Source organism: Actinophytocola sp., assembly GCF_050699935.1.
Lineage (GTDB): Bacteria > Actinomycetota > Actinomycetes > Mycobacteriales > Pseudonocardiaceae > Actinophytocola.
The window spans coordinates 1-20,074 of the sequence record NZ_JBOHGB010000134.1 but is presented as its reverse complement, the minus strand read 5'-3'; the positions used below and the strand labels follow the sequence as shown (position 1 = coordinate 20,074).

General features: G+C 71.9%; 19 protein-coding genes and 1 pseudogene. 12 read left to right on the top strand and 8 right to left on the bottom strand.

Annotated features, from left to right (window positions below):
- Nucleotides 1-446: 446 nt before the first annotated feature.
- Nucleotides 447-1,094, bottom strand: a pseudogene (locus ACRDTB_RS30170) (dihydrofolate reductase family protein).
- Complete coding sequence (locus ACRDTB_RS30165; RefSeq protein ID WP_431435572.1) at nt 1,091-1,984, bottom strand: AAA family ATPase; 894 nt, start codon at nt 1,982-1,984, stop codon at nt 1,091-1,093. Before ACRDTB_RS30165 ends, ACRDTB_RS30170 begins: the two are co-directional and overlap by 4 nt.
- 102 nt (nt 1,985-2,086) lie before the next feature.
- Here ACRDTB_RS30165 and ACRDTB_RS30160 point away from each other — a divergent pair, with 102 nt between their 5' ends.
- The 6 genes from ACRDTB_RS30160 (at nt 2,087) to ACRDTB_RS30135 (ending at nt 7,061) form a co-directional block, all read left to right on the top strand.
- Nucleotides 2,087-2,299 (top strand): PspC domain-containing protein, encoded by a 213-nt coding sequence (locus ACRDTB_RS30160; RefSeq protein WP_431435571.1) that lies wholly within the window; start codon nt 2,087-2,089, stop codon nt 2,297-2,299.
- A gap of 26 nt (nt 2,300-2,325) precedes the next feature.
- On the top strand, nt 2,326-2,658 hold the full coding sequence (locus tag ACRDTB_RS30155) for a hypothetical protein (RefSeq protein ID WP_431435570.1): 333 nt from the start codon (nt 2,326-2,328) through the stop codon (nt 2,656-2,658).
- Nucleotides 2,659-2,842: 184 nt separating this feature from the next.
- Nucleotides 2,843-3,445, top strand: a complete 603-nt coding sequence (locus ACRDTB_RS30150; RefSeq protein ID WP_431435569.1) for an RNA polymerase sigma factor — start codon at nt 2,843-2,845, stop codon at nt 3,443-3,445.
- 26 nt (nt 3,446-3,471) lie between these two features.
- Nucleotides 3,472-3,903 (top strand): carboxypeptidase regulatory-like domain-containing protein, encoded by a 432-nt coding sequence (locus ACRDTB_RS30145; protein ID WP_431435568.1) that lies wholly within the window; start codon nt 3,472-3,474, stop codon nt 3,901-3,903.
- 193 nt (nt 3,904-4,096) lie between these two features.
- Nucleotides 4,097-4,267 (top strand): hypothetical protein, encoded by a 171-nt coding sequence (locus ACRDTB_RS30140; RefSeq protein ID WP_431435567.1) that lies wholly within the window; start codon nt 4,097-4,099, stop codon nt 4,265-4,267.
- Between the two features lie 79 nt (nt 4,268-4,346).
- Nucleotides 4,347-7,061 (top strand): CHAT domain-containing protein, encoded by a 2,715-nt coding sequence (locus ACRDTB_RS30135; RefSeq protein ID WP_431435566.1) that lies wholly within the window; start codon nt 4,347-4,349, stop codon nt 7,059-7,061.
- 8 nt (nt 7,062-7,069) lie between these two features.
- Here ACRDTB_RS30135 and ACRDTB_RS30130 read toward each other — a convergent pair whose 3' ends face one another.
- From ACRDTB_RS30130 to ACRDTB_RS30120, 3 genes are read right to left on the bottom strand one after another with little or no spacing between them, the layout of a single operon-like run.
- Nucleotides 7,070-7,471, bottom strand: a complete 402-nt coding sequence (locus tag ACRDTB_RS30130) for a hypothetical protein (RefSeq protein ID WP_431435565.1) — start codon at nt 7,469-7,471, stop codon at nt 7,070-7,072.
- A 13-nt stretch (nt 7,472-7,484) separates the two neighbouring features.
- Nucleotides 7,485-9,977 carry a WXG100 family type VII secretion target gene (locus ACRDTB_RS30125; protein ID WP_431435564.1) on the bottom strand — a complete coding sequence of 831 codons (2,493 nt, stop codon included), beginning with the start codon at nt 9,975-9,977 and terminating at the stop codon, nt 7,485-7,487.
- Entirely contained in the window at nt 9,977-10,333 is a 357-nt protein-coding gene (locus ACRDTB_RS30120; RefSeq protein WP_431435563.1) for a hypothetical protein, read from the bottom strand. Before ACRDTB_RS30120 ends, ACRDTB_RS30125 begins: the two co-directional genes overlap by 1 nt.
- 227 nt (nt 10,334-10,560) lie before the next feature.
- Between ACRDTB_RS30120 and ACRDTB_RS30115 the strand changes: the two genes are divergently transcribed.
- Both ACRDTB_RS30115 and ACRDTB_RS30110 read left to right on the top strand, forming a co-directional pair.
- A complete protein-coding gene (locus ACRDTB_RS30115) occupies nt 10,561-11,850 on the top strand; it encodes a hypothetical protein (RefSeq protein WP_431435562.1) in 1,290 nt (429 codons plus the stop codon).
- A gap of 3 nt (nt 11,851-11,853) precedes the next feature.
- Nucleotides 11,854-12,579 (top strand): Abi-alpha family protein, encoded by a 726-nt coding sequence (locus ACRDTB_RS30110; RefSeq protein ID WP_431435561.1) that lies wholly within the window; start codon nt 11,854-11,856, stop codon nt 12,577-12,579.
- A 68-nt stretch (nt 12,580-12,647) separates the two neighbouring features.
- On the opposite strand, the gene groL is transcribed toward ACRDTB_RS30110, so the two are convergent.
- From groL to ACRDTB_RS30095, 3 genes are all read right to left on the bottom strand, one after another.
- Nucleotides 12,648-14,270 (bottom strand): chaperonin GroEL, encoded by a 1,623-nt coding sequence (gene groL / locus ACRDTB_RS30105; protein ID WP_431435560.1) that lies wholly within the window; start codon nt 14,268-14,270, stop codon nt 12,648-12,650.
- A gap of 175 nt (nt 14,271-14,445) precedes the next feature.
- Nucleotides 14,446-15,723 carry a serine/threonine-protein kinase gene (locus tag ACRDTB_RS30100; protein ID WP_431435559.1) on the bottom strand — a complete coding sequence of 426 codons (1,278 nt, stop codon included), beginning with the start codon at nt 15,721-15,723 and terminating at the stop codon, nt 14,446-14,448.
- A gap of 148 nt (nt 15,724-15,871) precedes the next feature.
- Nucleotides 15,872-16,516 (bottom strand): AIM24 family protein, encoded by a 645-nt coding sequence (locus ACRDTB_RS30095; RefSeq protein WP_431435558.1) that lies wholly within the window; start codon nt 16,514-16,516, stop codon nt 15,872-15,874.
- Between the two features lie 123 nt (nt 16,517-16,639).
- Between ACRDTB_RS30095 and moeA the strand changes: the two genes are divergently transcribed.
- The 4 genes from moeA to pssA all read left to right on the top strand — a co-directional run.
- The gene (gene moeA, locus ACRDTB_RS30090; protein ID WP_431435574.1) at nt 16,640-17,848 is read left to right on the top strand and encodes a molybdopterin molybdotransferase MoeA; all 1,209 of its coding nucleotides are present in this window, start codon (nt 16,640-16,642) and stop codon (nt 17,846-17,848) included.
- Nucleotides 17,849-18,070: 222 nt separating this feature from the next.
- Nucleotides 18,071-18,262, top strand: a complete 192-nt coding sequence (locus ACRDTB_RS30085) for a hypothetical protein (RefSeq protein WP_431435557.1) — start codon at nt 18,071-18,073, stop codon at nt 18,260-18,262.
- Nucleotides 18,263-18,478: 216 nt separating this feature from the next.
- Entirely contained in the window at nt 18,479-19,219 is a 741-nt protein-coding gene (locus ACRDTB_RS30080; RefSeq protein WP_431435556.1) for a phosphatidylserine decarboxylase, read from the top strand.
- 58 nt (nt 19,220-19,277) lie between these two features.
- The coding region (gene pssA / locus ACRDTB_RS30075) for a CDP-diacylglycerol--serine O-phosphatidyltransferase (RefSeq protein WP_431435573.1) at nt 19,278-20,074 on the top strand (797 nt) is incomplete at its 3' end.

Genomic DNA, 20,074 nt, shown 5'->3' with positions numbered 1-20,074 from the left:
GCGACCGGATGGCGACCGTCACGGGCGAGCACCGCGACCGGCTCGCGACACGCGACGGCGCCATCCGGCGGGGACACCGGAACTACCGATCACTCCCCCGAGTCACGGTGCTCACGGCGTTCTCCCTCTTGTTGGGCGCGCCGACTCAACTATGCGACGCCCCAAGCAAGGAAAGCGACCGATTTACCCACCAAGACCCGCGAGTCCAACGCCCGCGACCCGTGAGTCCAACGCTCGGAACCGGTGAGTTCGACGTTCGGGATACGCGCCGGCGCACTCGATGTCGCGGCCTGGCCCCTGATGGTTGATCCAGGTCGAGTGAGAGAGTCTTGCGGCCCACGTTCGCCTGCCGCGTGACCGGCAGAACAGATCCACCCGGCGACGGTCACCAGCGGTGCCGCAACGCCGCCGACGGACAGCGCCCTCGGCTACCAGGCCCCAGCGGCCTACGCCGCAGCCCGGCGACCACCGACGCACGACCGTTGTCTGGCCGACTCCTGAACCGCGTGCCGCACCTCGCGACGGCATGCGTACCGCGGGCGGCCGTTGGGCCGGTAGACCTGGATCGTTACCCCCTTCGGGGGGACCGCGATTCCACCAGGTCGAGCGTCGCGTCCGGGCCGGTGTCGGGGAACAGCCGCGTGCCCTGGCCGAGGACCACGGGGCAGACGAACAGGATGGTCTCGTCGACGAGCCGGTTGTCGAGCAGCCAGCGGATCAGGGCGCCGCTGCCGTGCACCTGCAGCTCGCCTCCCGGCCTGGCCTTCAGGTCTGCGATGGCCGCCGCCAGGTCACCGGAGAGGACGGTGGTGTCCGACCACTTCGGATCGGTGAGTGTGGTCGATGCGACGTACTTGGGCCGCGTGTTCAAGGGCCCTGCGATGGGTTGCCGCCCGGATCTGGCATGACTCCCCAGTAGCCGGCGAAGATCTCGTAGGTCCGTCGGCCGAACAGTAACGCGTCGGCGCGCCCGTAGACCTGGTTCAGAACGTCGCGGCCTCGTCGTCCATGAGCGGTATGGCCCATCCGCCGCGCTCGAATCCGCCGCTGGAACCGGGGACCCGCGAGCCGGAACGGGGGACTCGCGGGGTCAGCCGGCGAGGATGTGGTCCAGGCCGGCGGCTACCACGCGCTGGGCGTCCTCGCGGTACTTGAGCACGGCGCCCAGGGTGGCCGCCGCGGCGGCCGCGTCCAGTTCCGTGCGGCCCAGCGCACGCAGCGCCTCGGCCCAGTCGATCGACTCCGCCACGCCCGGCGGCTTGAGCAACTCCACCTCGCGCAGCCGCCGCACCGCGCTCGCCACCTGCGTGGCGAGCGCCGCGGACAGCCCCGGCAGCCGGCGCCGCAGGATCGCCACCTCGCGGGCCAGGGCCGGATGCTCGAGCCAGTGGTACAGGCACCGCCGCTTCAACGCGTCGTGCACCTCGCGGGTCCGGTTCGACGTGAGGACCACCAGCGGCGGCACCACCGCGCGCACCTCACCGAACTCGGGCACCGTCACCGTGCTCTCCCCGAGCACCTCCAGCAGGAACGCCTCGAACTCGTCGTCCGCCCGGTCGACCTCGTCCACCAGCAGCACGCACGGCGACTCCTCCAGCGCCCGCAGCAGCGGCCGCGCCACGAGGAACCGCCTGCTGTACAGCGACCGCTCCGCCTCGTCGGAGTCCAGCGAACCGGCCGAGGCCGCCTCGAGCGCGCGCAGGTGCAGCAGCTGGCGCGGGAAGTCCCAGTCGTACAGCGCCTGTGTGAAGTCGATGCCCTCGTGGCACTGCAGCTTGATCAGCGACACCCCGAGCGCCTCGGCCAGCGCGGCCGCCAGCGACGTCTTGCCCGTGCCCGGCTCGCCCTCGCAGAACAGCGGCCGGCCGAGCCGCAGCGCGAGGAATGCCGCCGTCGCGACGCCCTCGTCCGCCAGGTAGCCGACGCGCTCTAGCGAGTCGGCCAGCTCCTCCGGCGAGTCCACCGGCGCCCATGACGCGTCCACACCCCGAGCCTACGGGTCCGGGTGATCGCCGGACCCGTGATCCGGGTCCGACCAGGGTCGATCCCTGATGCCGCCGGCCCGCGCGGCGGCGAGCCTGGACTCATGTACGAGACAGACACCGAAACCCGTCCCACCCGCACGCTGCGTCGCAGCCGCTCCGACCGCATGGTCGCCGGCGTGTGCGGCGGCATCGCCGCCATGTTCGGCATCGACGCCGCGCTCGTCCGCATCGGCCTGGTCGCGGCCACCCTGCTCGGCTTCGGCACCGGCGCCGTGCTCTACCTGATCTGCTGGCTGGTCGTGCCGGAGGAGTAGGAACCAGCGGTGAATACAGTGAGGTCGTGACCGAGGACCGCACCACCGTCTCGCGCCTCGGCACGGCCCGCGCGCTCGTGCTGCTGGCCGCCGTGCTCGCGTTCGCGGTCAGCGCGCTCGGGTGCGTCGTCGTCCTGGTGTTCGGCCCGATTCTCGACCGGGCCGGCCTGACCGGCACCGCGGTGCTCGCCGCCGCGGTCTGCTGCCTCGTGGTCGGCGTCTTCGCGCTCGCCGCGAGCCTCACCGCCATGCGCGCCCGGACCGTGGCGAGCGTGCTCGCCCGCGGTTTCGGCCTCCTGCTCGCGGGCGTCGTCCTCGGCCTCGCCTCGTTGCTCCTGTTGATCTCGGGCAACTCGTGAAAACCTGCCGGTTACACCCGAATGGCCGGTATCTGGCCACGGAGGTCACGCTCTTGACTACCGAGACGATCCATCTCACGAGCCCACAAGGGCGACCGAATACGAAGAAGACGCGAAGGCCGGGGGTTGGCACGATGGACCTGGAGCCATCAGGAACTCAACCCACGAAGCGGGGTGGGAAGCGGTGACCGAACTGCAGACCGCAAGCGTGGCCAAGCCCTGGGAAGGGCTGGACGGACGGGACCGGCACGCGGCATGCATGATCGCCGCGCAGGCGGGTGACCACTTGGCCTTCGACGTCCTGGTCGCCGAGCTCTCGCCGCTGGTGTGGCACGTGGCGCGGAGCAACGGGCTGGACCGGACCAGCGCGGAGGACGTCGTGCAGACCGTGTGGCTCGCGCTGTTGCGGCACATCGATCGGCTCGCCGAACCGCGCGCGCTGGCCGGCTGGCTGATCACCACCACCCGCCGGGAGGCACAGCGGGTGGCACACCGTGGGGCCGGCCAGGTCGAGCTGTCCAGCGAAGTCGCCGAGCAGCTGCCGACCAACGACCCGTCACCGGAGCACGAGGTGCTCCGCGGCGAGCGGGACCGGCAGCTGTGGTCCGCCTTCCACAAACTGACGCAGCGCTGCCAGGAGCTGCTGCGGCTGACCGTCCTCGCCGGCCGCGCGGAGTACCGCGCCGTCGCCGAGGCCCTGCACATGCCGCACGGCAGTATCGGACCGACCAGAGGGCGCTGCCTCAACAACCTGCGCGCCCTGTACAACGGGGACAGTGGATCATGAAAACGCACCACCCAGACGACGAGCTGATGGCCCAGGTGGCGCGGCTGGTAAACGAGCTCGATCCAATGCCGCCCGGCTTGGTGGAGCGCACCCAGTTCGCGGTCGCCATCGACGACGTCGACGACATCGACATCGAGGTCGCCCGCTGGGCCGACAACCGCACGCTGGCCGGCGTGCGCGGCGGCCTGCCCGGCACGATCACCTTCTTCGTGGGCGACCTGACCGTGATGGTCAACGTCACCCGCACCGGCGAACGCCAGCGCATCGACGGATGGCTGGTGCCCGCCGGCGCGCACGGCGTCGAGGTCCGGGTGTCCGAGCACGGCTCGTCGACCACCACCGCCGACGAGGGCGGCCGCTTCGTGCTCACCGAGGTGCCGCGCGGAACCACCCAATTGTTGGTACGGATGAACGCCGATCAGTCACGCACCGTAGTGACACCAACTGTCGACTTGTAGCCCGGATAGCCCCAATAACCCCATTCGGCAGATATTCTCTGTATCTCGCTGTGGTCGCTTGCCTCTTGTCAAGGTGAGGATGCAGCAATCGCACTGCTGAAAGGGGAGTAAAGCAATGTCCGAGCGGTCCGCCACGACAGACCCGAAGCCCCCGACCGACCCGCGCACACCCTGCGCGAAATGCGGTTCGACCGTGCACACCACCGGCTACCACGACGGCGGCGCACCGCCCGCGGACGCCACCCCGTCGTCGGGCGGCGTCTCACCGACCGGCTACCACGACGGCGGGCTCGTCGCCGAGGACTTCGGCAAGCCCGAAAAGGTCGCCCAGGGCTACCACGACGGCGGCAGCGCCCCGAGGTAGCCGCCGTACCGCAATTGCACATCGCGACATGCCCTCACCTGCTGGACAGGTGGGGGCTGCGATGTGCTGCCATTGACCCATGCCTCGTGCGCGCAACCGACGTGCTCCGCTGACGCGGCTCGACCGATCCGCATCCGCCAACGGCGATGCGATCACCGCCGCCGTCGAGACGGCAGCCGAGTTACGCCGCCGGGCTGTCGAGGTCGCCTCCGCGGCACGTCCGGCCGAGGCGATCAAGCTGCTCCGCCGCGCGTTGCGCACCCTGCCGGTGGACTCCGACGATCTCGCCGCGATCACGGTCCGCACCAAGATCCTGCTGTCGATGGCGTACGTGCAGGCCGAGACCGGGCCGATCACCGAGGGGCTCGTGCATCTGGGCACCGCGCGCAGCCTGGTGAACGGCATGCCCGAAGGACCGCACCGGCAGGCGCTGCTCGGGTTCGCCAACCAGCAGCACGCGCTGATCCTGTTGCGTGCCGGCCGCGTCGCCGAGGCGATCGGGCTGTTCGACCAGGCGATCCCGCTGCTCGAGGAGACCCTGGACGGGCCGGCCGGCGACCCGGAGATGCTGGCGCGCGCGTTCATGAACCGGGGCCTGGCCTACATCGCGGCGAGCAAGCCCGGGCCCGCGGAGGAGGACAACCGGCGCTGCATGGCGCTGTCCGCGGAGCACGGCCTGCCGCTGATGGCCGCGAAGGCCGAGGGCAACCTGGGTGAGATCGCCCAGCTCGGCGGCGCCATCCCGGACGCCTTGCACTACTTCGAGGGCGCCGAGCGGGCATTCCGCGAGCTCGCGCCCGGGCTGGTGCCGCGTACCAAGATCGACCAGGCCCGCTCGCTGCTCGCCGCCGGGCTCGCCGACGAGGCGGCTCGCCACCTCGACGAGGCGCTGCCCGAACTGCGTGAGCACCGCATCGGTCAGGACCTCGCCGAGGCAGAGGTCGCGCGCGCCGCGGCCGCGCTGCTGCAGGGCGACCTCACGCTCGCCAAGCAGCTCGCCGCGTCCGCCCGCGGCCACTTCCTCAAGCGGGGCAGCGATCCCTGGGCGGACGTCGCGGCGCTGACCCGGCTGCGGGCCGAGGCCAAGGCGGCACTCGACGGGCAGCAGAGCACGGCCACCCCGGCACGCGCGGCGGCTCTCGCCGAGCGGCTGCGCTCGGTCGGGCTCACCGACGAGGCGGCGATGGCCATGATGCTCGCGGTCCGGCTCGCACTGCACCGGCAGGGCGTGGCGGCCGCGGAGGCGCTGCTGACGCAGGTGCCGGCCCTGAGCAAGATCGCGCCGATCGACCACCGGATGCTGCTGCGGCTGTGCCGGGCGGAGGTGGCGCTCGCGCGCGGCCGAACGCGGCAGGTGCTGGCCCAGGCGAAGGCCGGGCTGACCGAGCTCGGCACCGCCCGCGACCGGATGGGCGGACTGGACCTGGTGTGCGGCACCGCGATCCACGGCTTCGAGCTCGGCCGGCTCGCGGTGAACGTCGTCCTCGACGGCACGCGCAGCGACGCCGACGGGCGTCGGCTGCTCGACTGGCAGGAGCGCACCCGCGCGCAGGTGTACCGGTACGAGCCACAGCCCGCGATCGACGACCCCGAGCTCGCGACCGCGGTCGCGGAGCTACGGACCGTGACGCGGACCGTCCAGCAGTACCGGCTGGAGCGCCGCTCGACGGCTCACCTGGAGCGGCGGATCACCGTGCTGCAGCGGGACGTCAGCCGGCTCGGCTGGCACACCAGCCACTGGGGCCAGCCCCGGCCGGTGTGCTCGTCGGCGGAGGTCATCGACCGGCTCGGCGACCGCACGCTGATCAGCTTCGCCGGGCCGGGCGAGGACCTCGCCGCGGTCGTGGTCAGCGGCGGGCGTACCCGGCTGTTCCGGCTGGGCGGCCAGGCGGAGGTGCTGGAGCTCGCCCGGCAGCTGCATGCCGACCTGGACGCGCTCGCGCCGGACGACCTGATCGCGCCGCTGGTCAACGCGGTCTCGCAGTCGGCACTGAGCCGGATCGAGACGCTGGACCGGCAGCTGTTCGGCCCGGGTGGCATCCCCACGTCGCTGTTCGAGGACCGCGAGCTCGTGATCGTGCCGTTCGGCGGGCTGTACTCGGTGCCGTGGGAGTCGCTGCCGACGCTGCGCGGGCGGGCCGTGTCGGTCGCGCCGTCGGCGACCGCGTGGGTGGGTGCCGCGGAGGCGCCGCCCCGCGAGCTCGGGCGGGTGGTGCTGGTGTGCGGGCCGGACCTGCCGGAGTCGGTGTCCGAGCTGGACCAGCTCACCGCGGTCTACCCGGACGCGGTGGTGCTGGAGGGAGAGCGGGCCACGAGCGCGGCGGTTCTGTCCGCAATGGACGGTGCCCGGCTCGTGCACATCGCCGCGCACGGCACGCACGAGCCGGCGAACGCGCTGTTCTCCCGGCTGGAGCTGGCCGACGGCGGGCTGCTGGCGCACGAGGTGGCACGGCTGCACCGGCCGCCGGCGCACATCGTGCTGGCGGCCTGCGAGCTGGCGCTGTCGCACATCCGGCCCGGCGACGAGCCGCTCGGGTTCGCCGGCGCGATGCTGGCGAGCGGCTCGAAGACGGTGGTGGCCGCGGTGAACCGGGTCGGCCACCGCTCGGCGGCGCTCACGATGACCGACTACCACCGCAGACTCGTGGACACGAGCGTGGCGGTCGACCTGGCCGAGACGATGACCGACTACCACCGCAGGCTCGCCTCGGGCATCCGGCCGGCCCGCGCCCTCGCCGAGGCCACGGCGGCGGACCCGCTGCGGCGGCCGTTCATCCTGCTCGGCGCGGGCTGACGCTCCCGCTACCGCAGCCAGCTGTCCACTTCGGACATATCGTCGTCGTCCCGGTCGCGGCGCGACTCGTCGACGCGCGCCGGCTCGGCCGCCGGTGCGGGTCGCGGGGGTCGCGGTGTCGCCTCGGTGTCGTGCGCCGTGTGGTCGGTGTCGGGCGTGTCGTCGAACCGGTAGTGCACCGCCTCCGGCCGCTGGTTCGGCCACGGCGAGGCGGCGGGACGCTCCTCCGGCTCGCCGCCCTCCTTGCGCCGCTTGGCCTCGGCCATCATCTCCTTGCTCTCCCGCTGCCGGCGCGCACGCAGCTCGACGGCGTCGGACCTCGCCTTCTCGAGCTTCGCGGTGGCCCGCTCGCGCAGCACGCGGAACCGCTCGGCCGCCGCGGTGGCGACCTCGGTGGGAGTTCTGGTCATCGTCGGGCCCCTCTCAGCGTCGGTGCTCGTCGGGCCGGACGACACCGAAGGTGCTGCCGAGCCGATCGGCGTAGGCCTGCTCGTCCGGGTCGAGCAGGTCGCCCTGGATCTGCCACTGGCCGGACCCGCGGCGTTCGTCGTCGCCGCCGTGGCCACCCGCCCCGGCACCCATCGGCATCATGCCGGCGCCGTGCGCCCCACTCGCACCGCCACCACCGGGCGCCGCGCCACCACCGGCGAGGTCGCCGCCCCCGGCCATCGCGGCACCGCCACCGGCGATCGGCCCGGCGTGCGCCGTGGCGCCGCCGGCCAGGTGCCCACCCGCGGATGCGACACCGCCCCCAGCGCCGGCTCCGCCACCGACGCCACTGCCACCACCGGCCCCGCCACCGGCACCACCGCCGGCGCCACCGCTGGCCGTGCCACCGCCGATACCGGCGCCACCACTGCCGCCGACGCCGCCACCGGAGCTTGCCCCGTGGCCGGAGCCCGACTGGCTCAGCTCCGGCTGGCCGCTGTCGTCCATGGAGATCTCGTACGTGGTCTTGGTGCCGTCGGACTCGGTGACCGTCACGTCCACCTCGTCGTCGGGGCCGGACAGCCCCGACACGGTGATCTTGCGGTCGCCGTCCTCGACCACGGCCTGCGCGCCCTCGCCCGGACGCTCACCGCCCGGCAGGTCGCCGCCGGGCCCGCCCACACCGCCGGCGGGTCCACCCGGACCGCCGGCGAGTGCCGCCTCGCCCTGCGGCGAGTGCACCTCGGGGAAGTTCTCGCCAGCCGCGTCGTTCGGCGCGAACAACTGACCGGTGGTCGGGTCCACGGTCCAGCCCTGCGGCAACGCGGACGGATCGGCGACCCAGCCGGCCCCCTGGGGCAGCCCTTCGGGGACCTGCGGCTGCGGCAACGTGGGCATGCCCGGGGTCTGGCCGGGGACCTGGGAGTACTGCGGCTCGCCGCCGCCGGGCACCGCGCCCGGCGGGCGGATCTCGCCGGTGGCCGGATCCATGGTCCAGCCGGGCGGCAACGCGGACGGGTCCGCGACCCACCCGGCGTCGTCGGGCAGCCCGGGCGGCCGGGTCTGCGGCGCCCCGGTGCTCGGATTGCCGTTCTCTCCCGGCGTCTGCGGTTGCGGGACCTGCGGCGTGGTCGGCGTCCCGGTCGGCGACGGGGTACCCGTCGGCGTCGGGGTACCGGTCGGCGCGCCGGTCGGTGGCGGGGAACCGGTCTGCGTCGGGGTACCGGTGGGGCCGCCGGTCTGGCTCGGGGTGGTGGCGCCGTTGGTCGTCGGTGGCTGCTCGGGCTGCTGGCCCCCGGTCCCGTCGGTGGGCCCGGTGGGCCGGTCACCCGGGTCGTCGATCGGCGCCTCCTCGAAGGTGATCGGCTGGATCTGCCCCGCCGCGTCGACGACCGGCTGGAACCCCTCCGTCGTCGCCTCGGTCGCGGTCTGGGTCGAGGACTCGAACAGCTCGAGGTTCGCCTCGAACGGTGCCTTGAACGTGGCGTCCAGGTACTCGCGGGCGACCCCGGCGACCCACGACACCAGCTGCTCGATGTTCTCGCCGAAGCCGAACGCGTCGAGCACCGAGGCGACGGCTTCGCCGAACCGGTCGACGATCCAGTTCAGCGCGTCGCCGATGATGGGGATGCCGCCGCCGACCGACGGCAGGGCGATGCCGAGGATGTCGCCGACGAAGTCGTAGAGCTTCTCGACGAGATCGCTCACGTCGAGCTCCATGCGGGAGATCCTGATGAGCAGGCTGATCGTGTCCGTCGAGTCGAAGTCGCCCCAGTCGATACCGAGCAGCGCCTCGGTGTAGTCCCGGAACACCTGCTGCACGGCGGTCACCGAGTCACTGGTGGTCTCGGCTACCCTGCCCAGGTCGGTCTCGATGGCCTGGGAGGACGTCCCGAAGCGCTGGATGTGCGCCAGGAACGCGTCCGACGCGGCGCCCCGCCAGTTGCCGGTGTGCGTCCCGACGTCGGTGTCGAGCTTGTCCATCGTGTCGTGGAACTTGTCGGCGACCTCCGCGCAGCTGCGTGCCACCTCGCCGAGCCGATCGAAGTCGATGCCGCGCAGTTTGTCGTACGGCTCGACGATGGTGGTGCGGAAGTCCAGCGACGCGCCCGTGTAGTCGTTGTAGAGCGGGATGTAGGTCTCGAAGCCGTCCTGGAAGTCCTTGAAGTTGTCCAGCACCTCGTCCGAGGTGCTCATGAACGCGCCCAACGTGCCGATCCGGTGGCCCAGCCTCTCCAGGAAGCCGGGGCCGTCCGGGGTGCGCGTCTCGAAGTTGACGTCCGGGAGACCACCGCCGCCGAACGGGCCACCGGTGAGCACGCCGAGCGCCGTCCGGCCCAGGCCGGTGGCGACGTCGACGCCGGTCGACACGACATCGGTCGCCACATCGACTCCGGTCTCCACCACGTCAGTCGCCGCGTCCACGCCGGCGTCCACCACATCGGTCGCCGCGTCGACCGCGTCGTCGATCGGACCCAGATCCACCATCACAAACCACCGCCCGCGTTGTCCATACGGTCCACACCGGAGCTGTCCGTCTGCCGGTAGTTGGCCACGGTCGCCTGCACCGCGCCCCGGATGTCCAGCGCGTGCGTGGCGAATGCCTGGAGGTTGCCGACGATCTGCTGCAGGCCGGTCCGCAGGGCGTCACCGGCCTGCGGGCACACCCGCGGCCCGGTCTGGTCGCCGGAGATCGAGGTGTGCTCGTCCACGGTCCGCTCGTAGCCGTCCGCGTCCTCGTTGAGCTGTTCGAAGACGGGCAGCACGCGGTCGAGCTCGTCGGCGACGACCCCGTATCCTCCACCACCTCCGGCTGGCGGTGGAGTGGTCTGTGGCGTGCTCATTCGGCGCCCCCTCGACATGTGACGTGTGTTGCCGACACCTTGAGTCCACCGGCGCGCCGCCAGTTCCGGATCGGCCGGCATTGTTCGCAACCGCAATCCGCCGATCGAACCAGACGCCCGGCGGTGACGCCACCCGTCGGTGCGCGGCGCACGGGTCCCACCAGGGGTTTGCATAAAGATCGTCCGCGGATGACCATGGAGGCCACGCGTCGAGGGGCGGGTTCACGATGAGTGTCGACTGGGGTGACCCGCGCTTCCTGACGCATCTGATCTCGGTGCCGCTGTTCACCGGCGTGATCGGCTACATCACGAACTGGACCGGCGTGCTCATGCTGTTCCAGCCGATGCGCTTCCACGGCGTGCGGGTCCCGGGCCTGCGGTTGCTGTACCCCTTTCTGCCGCGGCGGGTGCAGGTGATCCCGGCGATCACCCACGACGGCCGGTTCGGCTGGCAGGGCATCATCCCGTCGCGGGTGTCCAAGATGGCCAGCATCTCGGTGGACAAGGCGCTGCTCAAGGTCGGCAGTATCGGCGACTTCTACCGCGAGTTCGAGCCGGACAAGATCGCCGACCACATCGCCGCGACCGCCCGCGGCGAGATCCGGGACGTGGTCGAGCGGATCATGGAGCGCGAGCACCCGCGGCTGTGGCAGGACCTGCCCCCGCTGATGAGGTCCGCCGTGCACGCGCGGATCCAGCAGCGGCTGCCGGTGATCGTGCGCGGGCTGACCGACCAGCTCGGCGAGCACATCGAGGACCTCATCGACGCGAAGCTGCTCGTGATCCGGCACTTCGAGCAGCACCCGGAGCTGATGAACGACATGCTCCGCGAGGTGGGGCGCAAGGAGCTGCGGTTCATGCAGAACTTCGGCTTCTACTTCGGGTTCCCGATGGGCGTCGTGCTGGTGTTCGTCCTCGAGGCGGTGCCGCAGTGGTGGGTGCTGCCGCTGGGCGGTGCGGTGATCGGCTGGGTGGTGAACTGGATCGGCATCAAGCTGATCTTCGAGCCGGTCTTTCCCAGGCGGGTCGGGCCGGTCCTGCTCCACGGGTTGTTCCTGCGGCGCCAGCCCGAGGTGAGCGACGTGATGGCGCGGATCATCTCCGACGACGTCATCAACATGCGCAACGTCGGCGACGAGCTGCTGCACGGCCCGCGCTCGGACCGGACCCGCCGGCTGCTGGAGGACTCGCTGCGGCCGGCGATCGACAGTGCCGTCGGCTACGCGCGCTCGGCCGTGCGCGTCGGCATGGGCACCGAGCGGTACGACCGCATCCGCGACGCGGTGGCGAGCGAGGCCGTGGAGTTCGCGTCGGCGTTCGGCGACACGGAGTTCGGCAGGCAGCAGTCGGCGAGGATCAACCGCTTCGTGGCACGGCAGATGCGCCAGCTGCGCTACGACGAGTTCAACGAGCTGCTCCGCTCGGCGATCAAGCAGGACGAGTGGTTGCTGTTCGTGCACGGCGGGGTGCTCGGCGTCGGGGCCGGCCTCATCCACCTAGCGATCTTCGGAGTCTGAGCCATGTCCAATGATCCTCTACGCGAAGGTGCCGGCCTGCTACGGATCGCCGCGAGCGCCGGCTGGAGCACGGCACAGTGGGTCGTGCACACGACCGTCCACACTGGATCGCGGGTGGTGCGTGGCCTCGCGAGCGGCGAGTCCCCGGTGAAGATCGCTGGCGAGCTGGGCACGGAGCTGCGCGACGCGGCACGGTCGGTGGTCGACCCGCCCGCGACCGAACCGCGGCCGACCGAGCACCAATCGTCGGTCGCGGAGCTGCGGGCGCGGGGGGCGGAGCTGCTGCGGCGTTCCGCGGACGTGCACTTCGTGGAGGACATGCACCCGGCCTATGACCGGATTCTCGGCGAGCTGACCCCGGACGAGGCGCGGATCCTGCGTTTCCTGTCGAAGGAGGGCCCGCAGCCGACCGTGGACGTGCGGACGAGCCGGCCGCTGGGGATCGGGTCGGTGCTGATCGAGGCGGGGCTGTCGATGATCGGGCGGCAGGCCGGGGTGCGCAACCTCAGCCGTACCAACGCCTATCTCAACAACCTGTTCCGGCTGGGGCTGGTGTGGTTCTCCCGCGAGGAGGTCGAGCCGTCGCGGTACCAGGTGGTGGAGGTGCAGCCGGAGGTCCAGGCAGCGATGGCCAAGGCCGGCCGCGCACCGAGGACCGTGCGTCGCAGCATCCACCTGACCCCGTTCGGCGAGGACTTCTGCCACACCTGCCTCCCCCTGGACACCTGACCCCGCGGATGGCGAAGGGCCCGGACGCTGAATCGCGTCCGGGCCCTTCGCGTACTGCTGTGGCTGGATCAGAAGTCCATGCCGCCGGTCGGGTCGCCGCCCGGAGCGGCGGGGGTCCTCTCCGGCTTGTCGGCCACCACGGCCTCCGTGGTGAGGAACAGCGCGGCGATCGACGCGGCGTTCTGCAGCGCCGAGCGGGTCACCTTGGTCGGGTCCGGCACGCCGGCGGCGAGCAGGTCCTCGTACTCACCGGTGGCGGCGTTCAGGCCGTGGCCCTGCGGCAGGGTCTTGACCCTCTCCACCACGACGCCGCCCTCGTGGCCGGCGTTCACGGCGATCTGCTTGAGCGGCGCCTCGACCGCGACCCGCACGATGTTGGCACCGGTCGCCTCGTCGCCGGTCAGCTTCAGGCCGGCGAAGGCCGTCTCGGCAGCCTGGAGCAGGGCCACGCCACCACCGGCGACGATGCCCTCCTCGACGGCGGCCTTGGCGTTGCGCACCGCGTCCTCGATGCGGTGCTTGCGCTCCTTGAGCTCCACCTCGGTCGCCGCACCGGCCTTGATCACCGCAACCCCGCCGGCCAGCTTGGCCAGGCGCTCCTGCAGCTTCTCCCGGTCGTAGTCCGAGTCGCTCTTCTCGATCTCGGCCCGGATCTGGTTCACGCGGCCCTGGATCTGCTCCGCGTCACCCGCGCCCTCGACGATCGTGGTCTCGTCCTTGGTGACCACGACCTTGCGGGCCCGGCCCAGCAGAGAGATGTCGGCGTTCTCCAGCTTGAGACCCACGTCCTCGCTGATGACCTGTCCACCGGTGAGGATCGCGATGTCCTGCAGGATCGCCTTGCGGCGGTCACCGAAGCCCGGTGCCTTGACGGCCACCGACTTGAACGTGCCGCGGATCTTGTTGACCACCAGGGTCGCCAGGGCCTCGCCCTCGACGTCCTCGGCGATGATCAGCAGCGGCTTCGAGGCCTGCATGACCTTCTCCAGCACCGGGAGCATGTCCTTGACGGCCGAGATCTTCGAGCCGAACAGGAGGATGTAGGGGTCCTCGAGCACGGCCTCCTGGCGCTCCGGGTCGGTCACGAAGTAACCGGCCAGGTAGCCCTTGTCGAAGCGCATGCCCTCGGTGAGCTCCAGCTCCATGCCGAGCGCGTTGCTCTCCTCGACCGTGACCACGCCCTCCTTGCCGACCTTGTCCAGCGCCTCGGCGATGAGCTCGCCGATCGTGGTGTCAGCGGCGGAGATGGACGCGGTCGCGGCGATCTGCTCCTTGGTCTCGACCTCCTTGGAGACCTTGTGCAGCTGCTCGGTCACCGCCTCGACGGCCTGCTCGATGCCGCGCTTGAGCGACAGCGGGTCGGCGCCGGCGGCGACGTTGCGCAGGCCCTCACGAACCAGCGCCTGAGCGAGTACGGTCGCGGTCGTCGTCCCATCACCCGCGACATCATCAGTCTTCTTGGCAACTTCCTTGACGAGCTCTGCCCCGATCTTCTCCCACGGGTCCTCGAGCTCAATCTCCTTCGCGATGGAGACACCATCGTTGGTGATGGTCGGCGCGCCCCACTTCTTCTCGAGCACGACATTGCGGCCCCTCGGGCCCAGCGTCACCTTGACGGCGTCAGCGAGGGTGTTCAAGCCACGCTCAAGTCCGCGGCGGGCGTCCTCGTCGAACGCGATCAACTTGGCCATTGCGGTGTAAGTCCTCCGTTTGGACGTCACATTGCTCGGCCAGGCTCGGTGCCCGCGACGGACGACCGGACAAGTCCGGCCTCACCGTCCCGACCTCGTGTGTTTTGGCACTCGAAACTATCGACTGCCAGAACCGTGTTTAGCACTCTACCCGGGCGAGTGCAAGGAACGCAGGTCAGCCCCCGCCGCCCGCGGACTCGTCGGCCGAGCCGCGGCCGTCGTCGTCGCCGACCTTGATCGACGGCACCGACTTGGTCGTGGTCGGCTCGCCACCACCACCACCGCCACCGCCGCCCTCGTCGCCGGAGAAGAAGAAGATCGCGGCCACGATCAGCCCGATCGCGACCAGGCCGACGATCACCGGCGCGATCCACCGGGTGCCGCTGTCGGGCTCGGCCGACGTGAACGTGTTGGGCCCCACCGGCATCGGCGGGCGCAGGCGCACCGGGGTGGCCGACGACGAGTGCGTGCCGACGGGCAGCGGGTGCTGGTAGGCACCCGGTGGCGACGACGCCGGGGACGCCGGGAACACCGGCTGCTGACCATTGGCGCCGCTGGTGCCGTTGGCGCGCTGACCCGGTCCGACCGGTACCGCGGGAGCGGGCGGGCGAGGTGGCGTGACCGGGGCCGCCAGCGCCTTGCGCGCGGCGGCCATCAGCTCGCGGCAGTTCGCGAACCGGTCCTTCTGGTTCTTCGCCATGCCGCGGCGGATCACGTCGTCGATGGCCGCCGGCAGGTGGACGAACTCGGTCAGCGCGGGCACCTCGCGGTTGAGGTGGCCCTGGATCACCTCGGGCACCGGGCCCTGGAACGGCGGCCGGCCGGCCAGGCACGCGAACAGCACGCAGGCCAGCGAGTACGCGTCCGTGCGGGCGTCGACCGGCTCGCCGCGCAGGTGCTCGGGCGCGGCGTAGGTCGGCGAGCCGAGGAAGTCGCCGCCGCGGGTGCGGTGGCCGGTGGCGCCGCGCCGGGTCAGCCCGAAGTCGGCGACGTAGATGTGCTCGGCCGTGGACTCGCGGCTGGTGACCAGCACGTTGGCCGGTTTCACGTCGAGGTGCACGAGGCCGCGCTCGTGCAGGTTGTCCAGCGCCTCGGCGACCTGGCCGAGCAACGCCAGCGCGCGCTCGGGCGTGAGCGGGCCGTCCTTGATCAGGCTGGCCAGGTCCGAGCCGTCGACCAGCCGCATGGCGATGTAGAGCAGCCCGTCGACCTCGCCGAAGTCGTACAGCGGAACGACGTTCGCGTGGTCGATCGCGGAGGTGTTGCGGGCCTCGTCCACGAACCGCTCGCGGAACTCGGGGTCCTCGGTGAGGTGCTCGGCGATGACCTTCAGCGCGACCTTGCGGCCGAGGCGGATGTCGGTGGCCTTGTACATCACGCTCATGCCGCCCTTGCCGAGCACACCGTCGATCCGGTAATGCCCCAGGCGACGCCCGGTGAGGTCCTCCGCCACAACTCATCCATTCATTCGTCAGGGTCGTGCGCGCCGACCGAGCGCCCCGCAGCTCGGCCAGGCCGTGCGTACGGCCCCTCGCCACGGTGGAGCCTAACGTTCGTCCTGTCGGCCGTGCGCGGGGTTCGGCCCGATCCGGGTCCGGCCGTTACCGGCCTCCGCCGTTGCCCGCGAGCCAGGCGGCCATGGCCCGCGCGTTGCGGGTCTGCACGAGCAGTTGGCCGGGACCGGCGAAGTCCAGCAGCAACCCCTCGCCGGTGCGCACCGACTGCGGCAGCTGCGGGCTGGTCGCACGCAGCCGGCACTGGGTCAGCTCGCTGTAGGCCAGCAGGTAGCTCGGGTCGACGGTGACCAGCTCACCGGCCTCCAGCGGGACCACGTCGAGCGAGCCGCAGCAGGCCAGCACCATCGCGCCGCCGCCGGACACGTGCTCGAGGAATCCGACGTCCGCGCCGAACAGTCCGCGAAAACCCTGCCACTGCGCCTCGGCCCGCACCGTGGCCGCGGCCGCGAGCCAGCTGCCCCGCGCCACGCACCAGCCGGCCATCCCGTCGAGCTCCAGCGTGTGGACGTCGCCGGGCAGCGCCGGCGCCACGTCGACCCAGCCGCCCTCGGCCGGCGCGGTGAACACGGCCCGGCGCACCTTGCCGCGCGAGCCGCTCCGGGCCGGCGTGACCACCACCCCGTAGCTCGTGGCGAGCATCGCGGCGTAGTCGGCCTGCACCGCCTCCCCCGGTGCCAGCAGCAGCCGGGCCACGCCGAACGCCGGGGTGTGCCGAGTCCGGACCTGCACGTGCCAGACCTCCGTAAGGTGAGTCGTCAAGGTGAATCGTCGACCAGGTCATGCAGTCTGGCACGGTCCCCCGCGGGTGCTGCTGTCGCTCGGCGGGAGCGAGGAGGCAGGATTCGGGACGTGATGGCTCCACTGCCGGCCCCGCTGTCCGTCACCGACTACCGCGCCCGGATCGCGTCGCTGGTGCCGCCCGCGCCGGTCGTGCCGCGCCCGCTCGCCGAGTGCGTCGGGCTGGTGCTCGGCGAGGACGTCGTGGCGCCGGTGCCGATGCCGCCGTTCGACAACTCCGCGATGGACGGCTACGCGGTGCGCGCGGCGGACGTCGCGGCCGCCGGAGGGCACGCGTCGGTCGCGCTGCCGGTGCCGGTGGACATCCCGGCCGGGCGGACCGACGTCGTGCCGCTGGCACCGGGGACCGCGCACCGGATCATGACCGGAGCCCCGGTGCCGCCCGGCGCGGACGCGATCGTGAAGGTCGAGGACACCGACGGCGGCGAGCAGCGGGTGGCGGTGCGCGCGCCCGTCGAGCCGGGCACCCACATCCGGCGCGTGGGCGAGGACGTCGCCGATGGCACGACGGTGCTGCGTGCCGGCACCGTGCTCAGCTCGGCGCAGCTGGGCCTGGCGGCGGCGATCGGGCGGGCGGAGCTGCCGGTGTACCGGCCGGTGCGGGTCCTGGTCCTGTCGACCGGCTCGGAGCTGGTCGAGCCGGGAAACCCGTTGCTGCACGGACAGATCTACGAGTCGAACAGCGTCCTGCTGGCGGCCGCGGTCCGGGAGATCGGCGGCGAGCCGACCGTGCTGCGATTCGTCCCCGACGACGTGCCGGCGTTCCACGAGGCCGTCTCCTCGCACGCCGGGGCGGACCTGCTGATCACCTCGGGCGGGGTCAGCGCGGGGGCCTACGAGGTGGTGAAGGACGCGCTGACCGGTCAGGGCGTGGAGTTCGTGCGGGTGGCCATCCAGCCCGGCGGGCCGCAGGGGTCCGGCCGGTTCGGCGCGCTGCCCGTGGTGACGCTGCCGGGAAACCCCGTGTCGACGGCGTTGTCGTTCGAGCTGTTCGTCCGGCCCGCGCTGCTCGCGGCGATGGGGCGCCGGGACGTCGACCGGCCGCGGGTGCGGGCCCGCACGACCGAGGAGCTGCGCTCGCCGGCCGGCAAGCGGCAGTTTCGCCGTGGGCACCTGGACGGGTCGTCGGTGACGCCGGTCGGCGGTCCCGGTTCGCACCTGCTGGCGTCGTTCGCGGCGTCGGACTGCCTGATCGAGATCCCCGAGGAGACGACCGACGTGCCCGCCGGCACGGAGCTGGACGTGCTGGTGCTGCGGCATTAGGCCGTTGGTGGATCATCGTGTGAGGTCTTGGACCAACCAACGGAACCTCAGGGGTACCGTGACGGCGCCCAGCCACAGTCAACCGGATATCCGCACGCGTTCGCTGGAACGCACCCAACACTTTGAATTCCGGGGAGGCGGACTAGTGGGAATCATCGCGTTGCTCGCCTCGGGGCGATCGTCGGCTGGGTCGCCAACGCCGTGGTCGAGGGACGGCACCGGGTGTGGCAGGGGGTTCTCGTCGGCGTGCTCCTGGGCGTGGTCGGCGCGCTCGGTGGGCTGTTCTACAAGTGGATCACCGGGCAGGAGATGACCTTCGAGATCGACATCCCCAGCCTCGGGTTCACCGCCTTGGGCGGGATCGTCCTTCTCGCCGTGCTGCGGTTGTTGCAAGGAGCCGGCAACCGTCGGTGACGGATCGCGTACGGATCGCCGTTGCTTACCAGCTGCGCACGGCCGTAAACTCACCGATGCCCGTAGGTCCACCGGCCGGCGGTGCATGTCGTCGGGGGATGCACGGCCGGCCGGAGAGACGCCGGCCCACCCGGACTCCCTCAGTGTCACGTTCCGCACAGGGCGTAGCGTGGTGCGTACTGACAACCGCACCCGTGCGAGGAATGCCCGGCCAAGATGACCGAATCCCGTGAGCCGCACCGTGAGTCGCACAGTGAGTCACACCTGGACGGCAGGCTCGCCCACCTCGTGGCGCTGACCAGGAGCGTCGTACCACCCATGCACCCGGCCGGCCGGCCGTTCGTGTTCGGCGCGGCCGCCGTGACCCTGGTGCTGCGCCGGCTGTCCCGCCGCCTCGGCGTGCTCGGCACGGTGCTGACCGGCGCGGTCGCCTGGTTCTTCCGGGAGCCCAGGCGGGTCACGCCGTCCCGCTCGAACCTCGCCGTCGCCGCGGCCGACGGGACCGTGGCACAGGTCGTGCTCGCCGCACCGCCGGCCGAGCTCGGCGCGCGCGAGGGCGACTGGCTGCGCGTCAGCGTGTTCCTCTCGATCTTCGACGTGCACGTCCAGCGCGCACCGGTCTCCGGCGAGGTGGTGCGCGCCGAGTACCGGCCCGGCCGGTTCCTCTCCGCCGACCTCGACAAGGCCAGCGAGGAGAACGAGCGCAACTCGCTGCTGCTCGCCACCCCGGAGGGCCAGGAGGTCGCCGTCGTGCAGATCGCCGGGCTCGTCGCGCGGCGGATCGTCTGCCAGGTCGCGGCCGGCGACAAGGTCGGCGCCGGCGACACGTACGGGCTGATCCGCTTCGGCTCCCGCGTGGACGTCTACGTGCCGGCCGGCTCCCGTGTGCTCGTGGAGCCCGGCCAGCGCACGATCGGCGGCGAGACCGTGCTCGCCGAGCTCCGAACGGAGGTTTGAGTTGGTCGCCCGTTCGCCGGGCGTTCGGCTGCTACCCAACGCCATCACGGTCCTCGCCATGTGCGCGGGCCTGTCCGCCGCGCAGTTCGCGCTCTCCGGCGACTTCCCGGCGGCGATCGCGGCCATCGCGGTCGCGGCCGTGCTCGACAGCCTCGACGGCCGCATCGCCCGGCTGCTCGACGCCACCAGCAAGATGGGCGCCGAGCTGGACTCGCTCGCCGACGCGATCTCCTTCGGCGTCGCCCCCGCGCTGGTGCTCTACATCTGGAAGTTCGACGGCGACCGGCTCGGCTGGGTCGTCGCGCTGATCTTCGCCGTGTGCATCATCCTGCGCCTCGCGCGGTTCAACACGCTGCTGGACGACACCGAGCAACCGCCGTACGCCAAGGAGTTCTTCGTCGGCGTACCGGCCCCGGCGGGCGGGCTGCTCGCGCTGCTGCCGCTGATCCTCACCCTCCAGATCGGCCACGACGGCTGGTGGTCGGCGGACCCGGTGGTGATGATGTGGACGGTCGCGATCGCGGCGCTGCTGATCAGCCGGATCCCGACGCTGTCGGTGAAGACGTTCCGGGTGCCGGCCCGCGCGGTCGCGCCGCTGCTGGTGCTCGTCGGCCTGGCCGCCGCCGCGGTGATCACCTACCCGATGCTGGCGCTCGCGAGCGCGCTCGTCGTGTACCTGGCGCACGTGCCGTACGCGGTGCGGCGCAACCACTGGCTCGCCAACCACCCCGAGGCGTGGGACGTGCCGCCGAAGGAGCGCCGGGCGATCCGCCGGGCGCACGGCTCGACCCGCCGGCTCGGGCTGCGGCCGCCGATCCGCAGGGTCGCCGGCGTGGCCCGGCGCGCGGTGTCGGC

Coding starts and splice junctions, on each gene's coding strand:
- ACRDTB_RS30160 (WP_431435571.1), top strand. CDS start 2,087: ATGTACGAGACAGACACCGAAACCCGTCCCACCCGCACGCTGCGTCGC.
- ACRDTB_RS30145 (WP_431435568.1), top strand. CDS start 3,472: ATGGCCCAGGTGGCGCGGCTGGTAAACGAGCTCGATCCAATGCCGCCC.
- ACRDTB_RS30135 (WP_431435566.1), top strand. CDS start 4,347: ATGCCTCGTGCGCGCAACCGACGTGCTCCGCTGACGCGGCTCGACCGA.
- ACRDTB_RS30130 (WP_431435565.1), bottom strand. CDS start 7,471: ATGACCAGAACTCCCACCGAGGTCGCCACCGCGGCGGCCGAGCGGTTC.
- ACRDTB_RS30125 (WP_431435564.1), bottom strand. CDS start 9,977: ATGGTGGATCTGGGTCCGATCGACGACGCGGTCGACGCGGCGACCGAT.
- ACRDTB_RS30120 (WP_431435563.1), bottom strand. CDS start 10,333: ATGAGCACGCCACAGACCACTCCACCGCCAGCCGGAGGTGGTGGAGGA.
- ACRDTB_RS30115 (WP_431435562.1), top strand. CDS start 10,561: ATGAGTGTCGACTGGGGTGACCCGCGCTTCCTGACGCATCTGATCTCG.
- ACRDTB_RS30110 (WP_431435561.1), top strand. CDS start 11,854: ATGTCCAATGATCCTCTACGCGAAGGTGCCGGCCTGCTACGGATCGCC.
- groL (WP_431435560.1), bottom strand. CDS start 14,270: ATGGCCAAGTTGATCGCGTTCGACGAGGACGCCCGCCGCGGACTTGAG.
- moeA (WP_431435574.1), top strand. CDS start 16,640: ATGGCTCCACTGCCGGCCCCGCTGTCCGTCACCGACTACCGCGCCCGG.
- ACRDTB_RS30080 (WP_431435556.1), top strand. CDS start 18,479: ATGACCGAATCCCGTGAGCCGCACCGTGAGTCGCACAGTGAGTCACAC.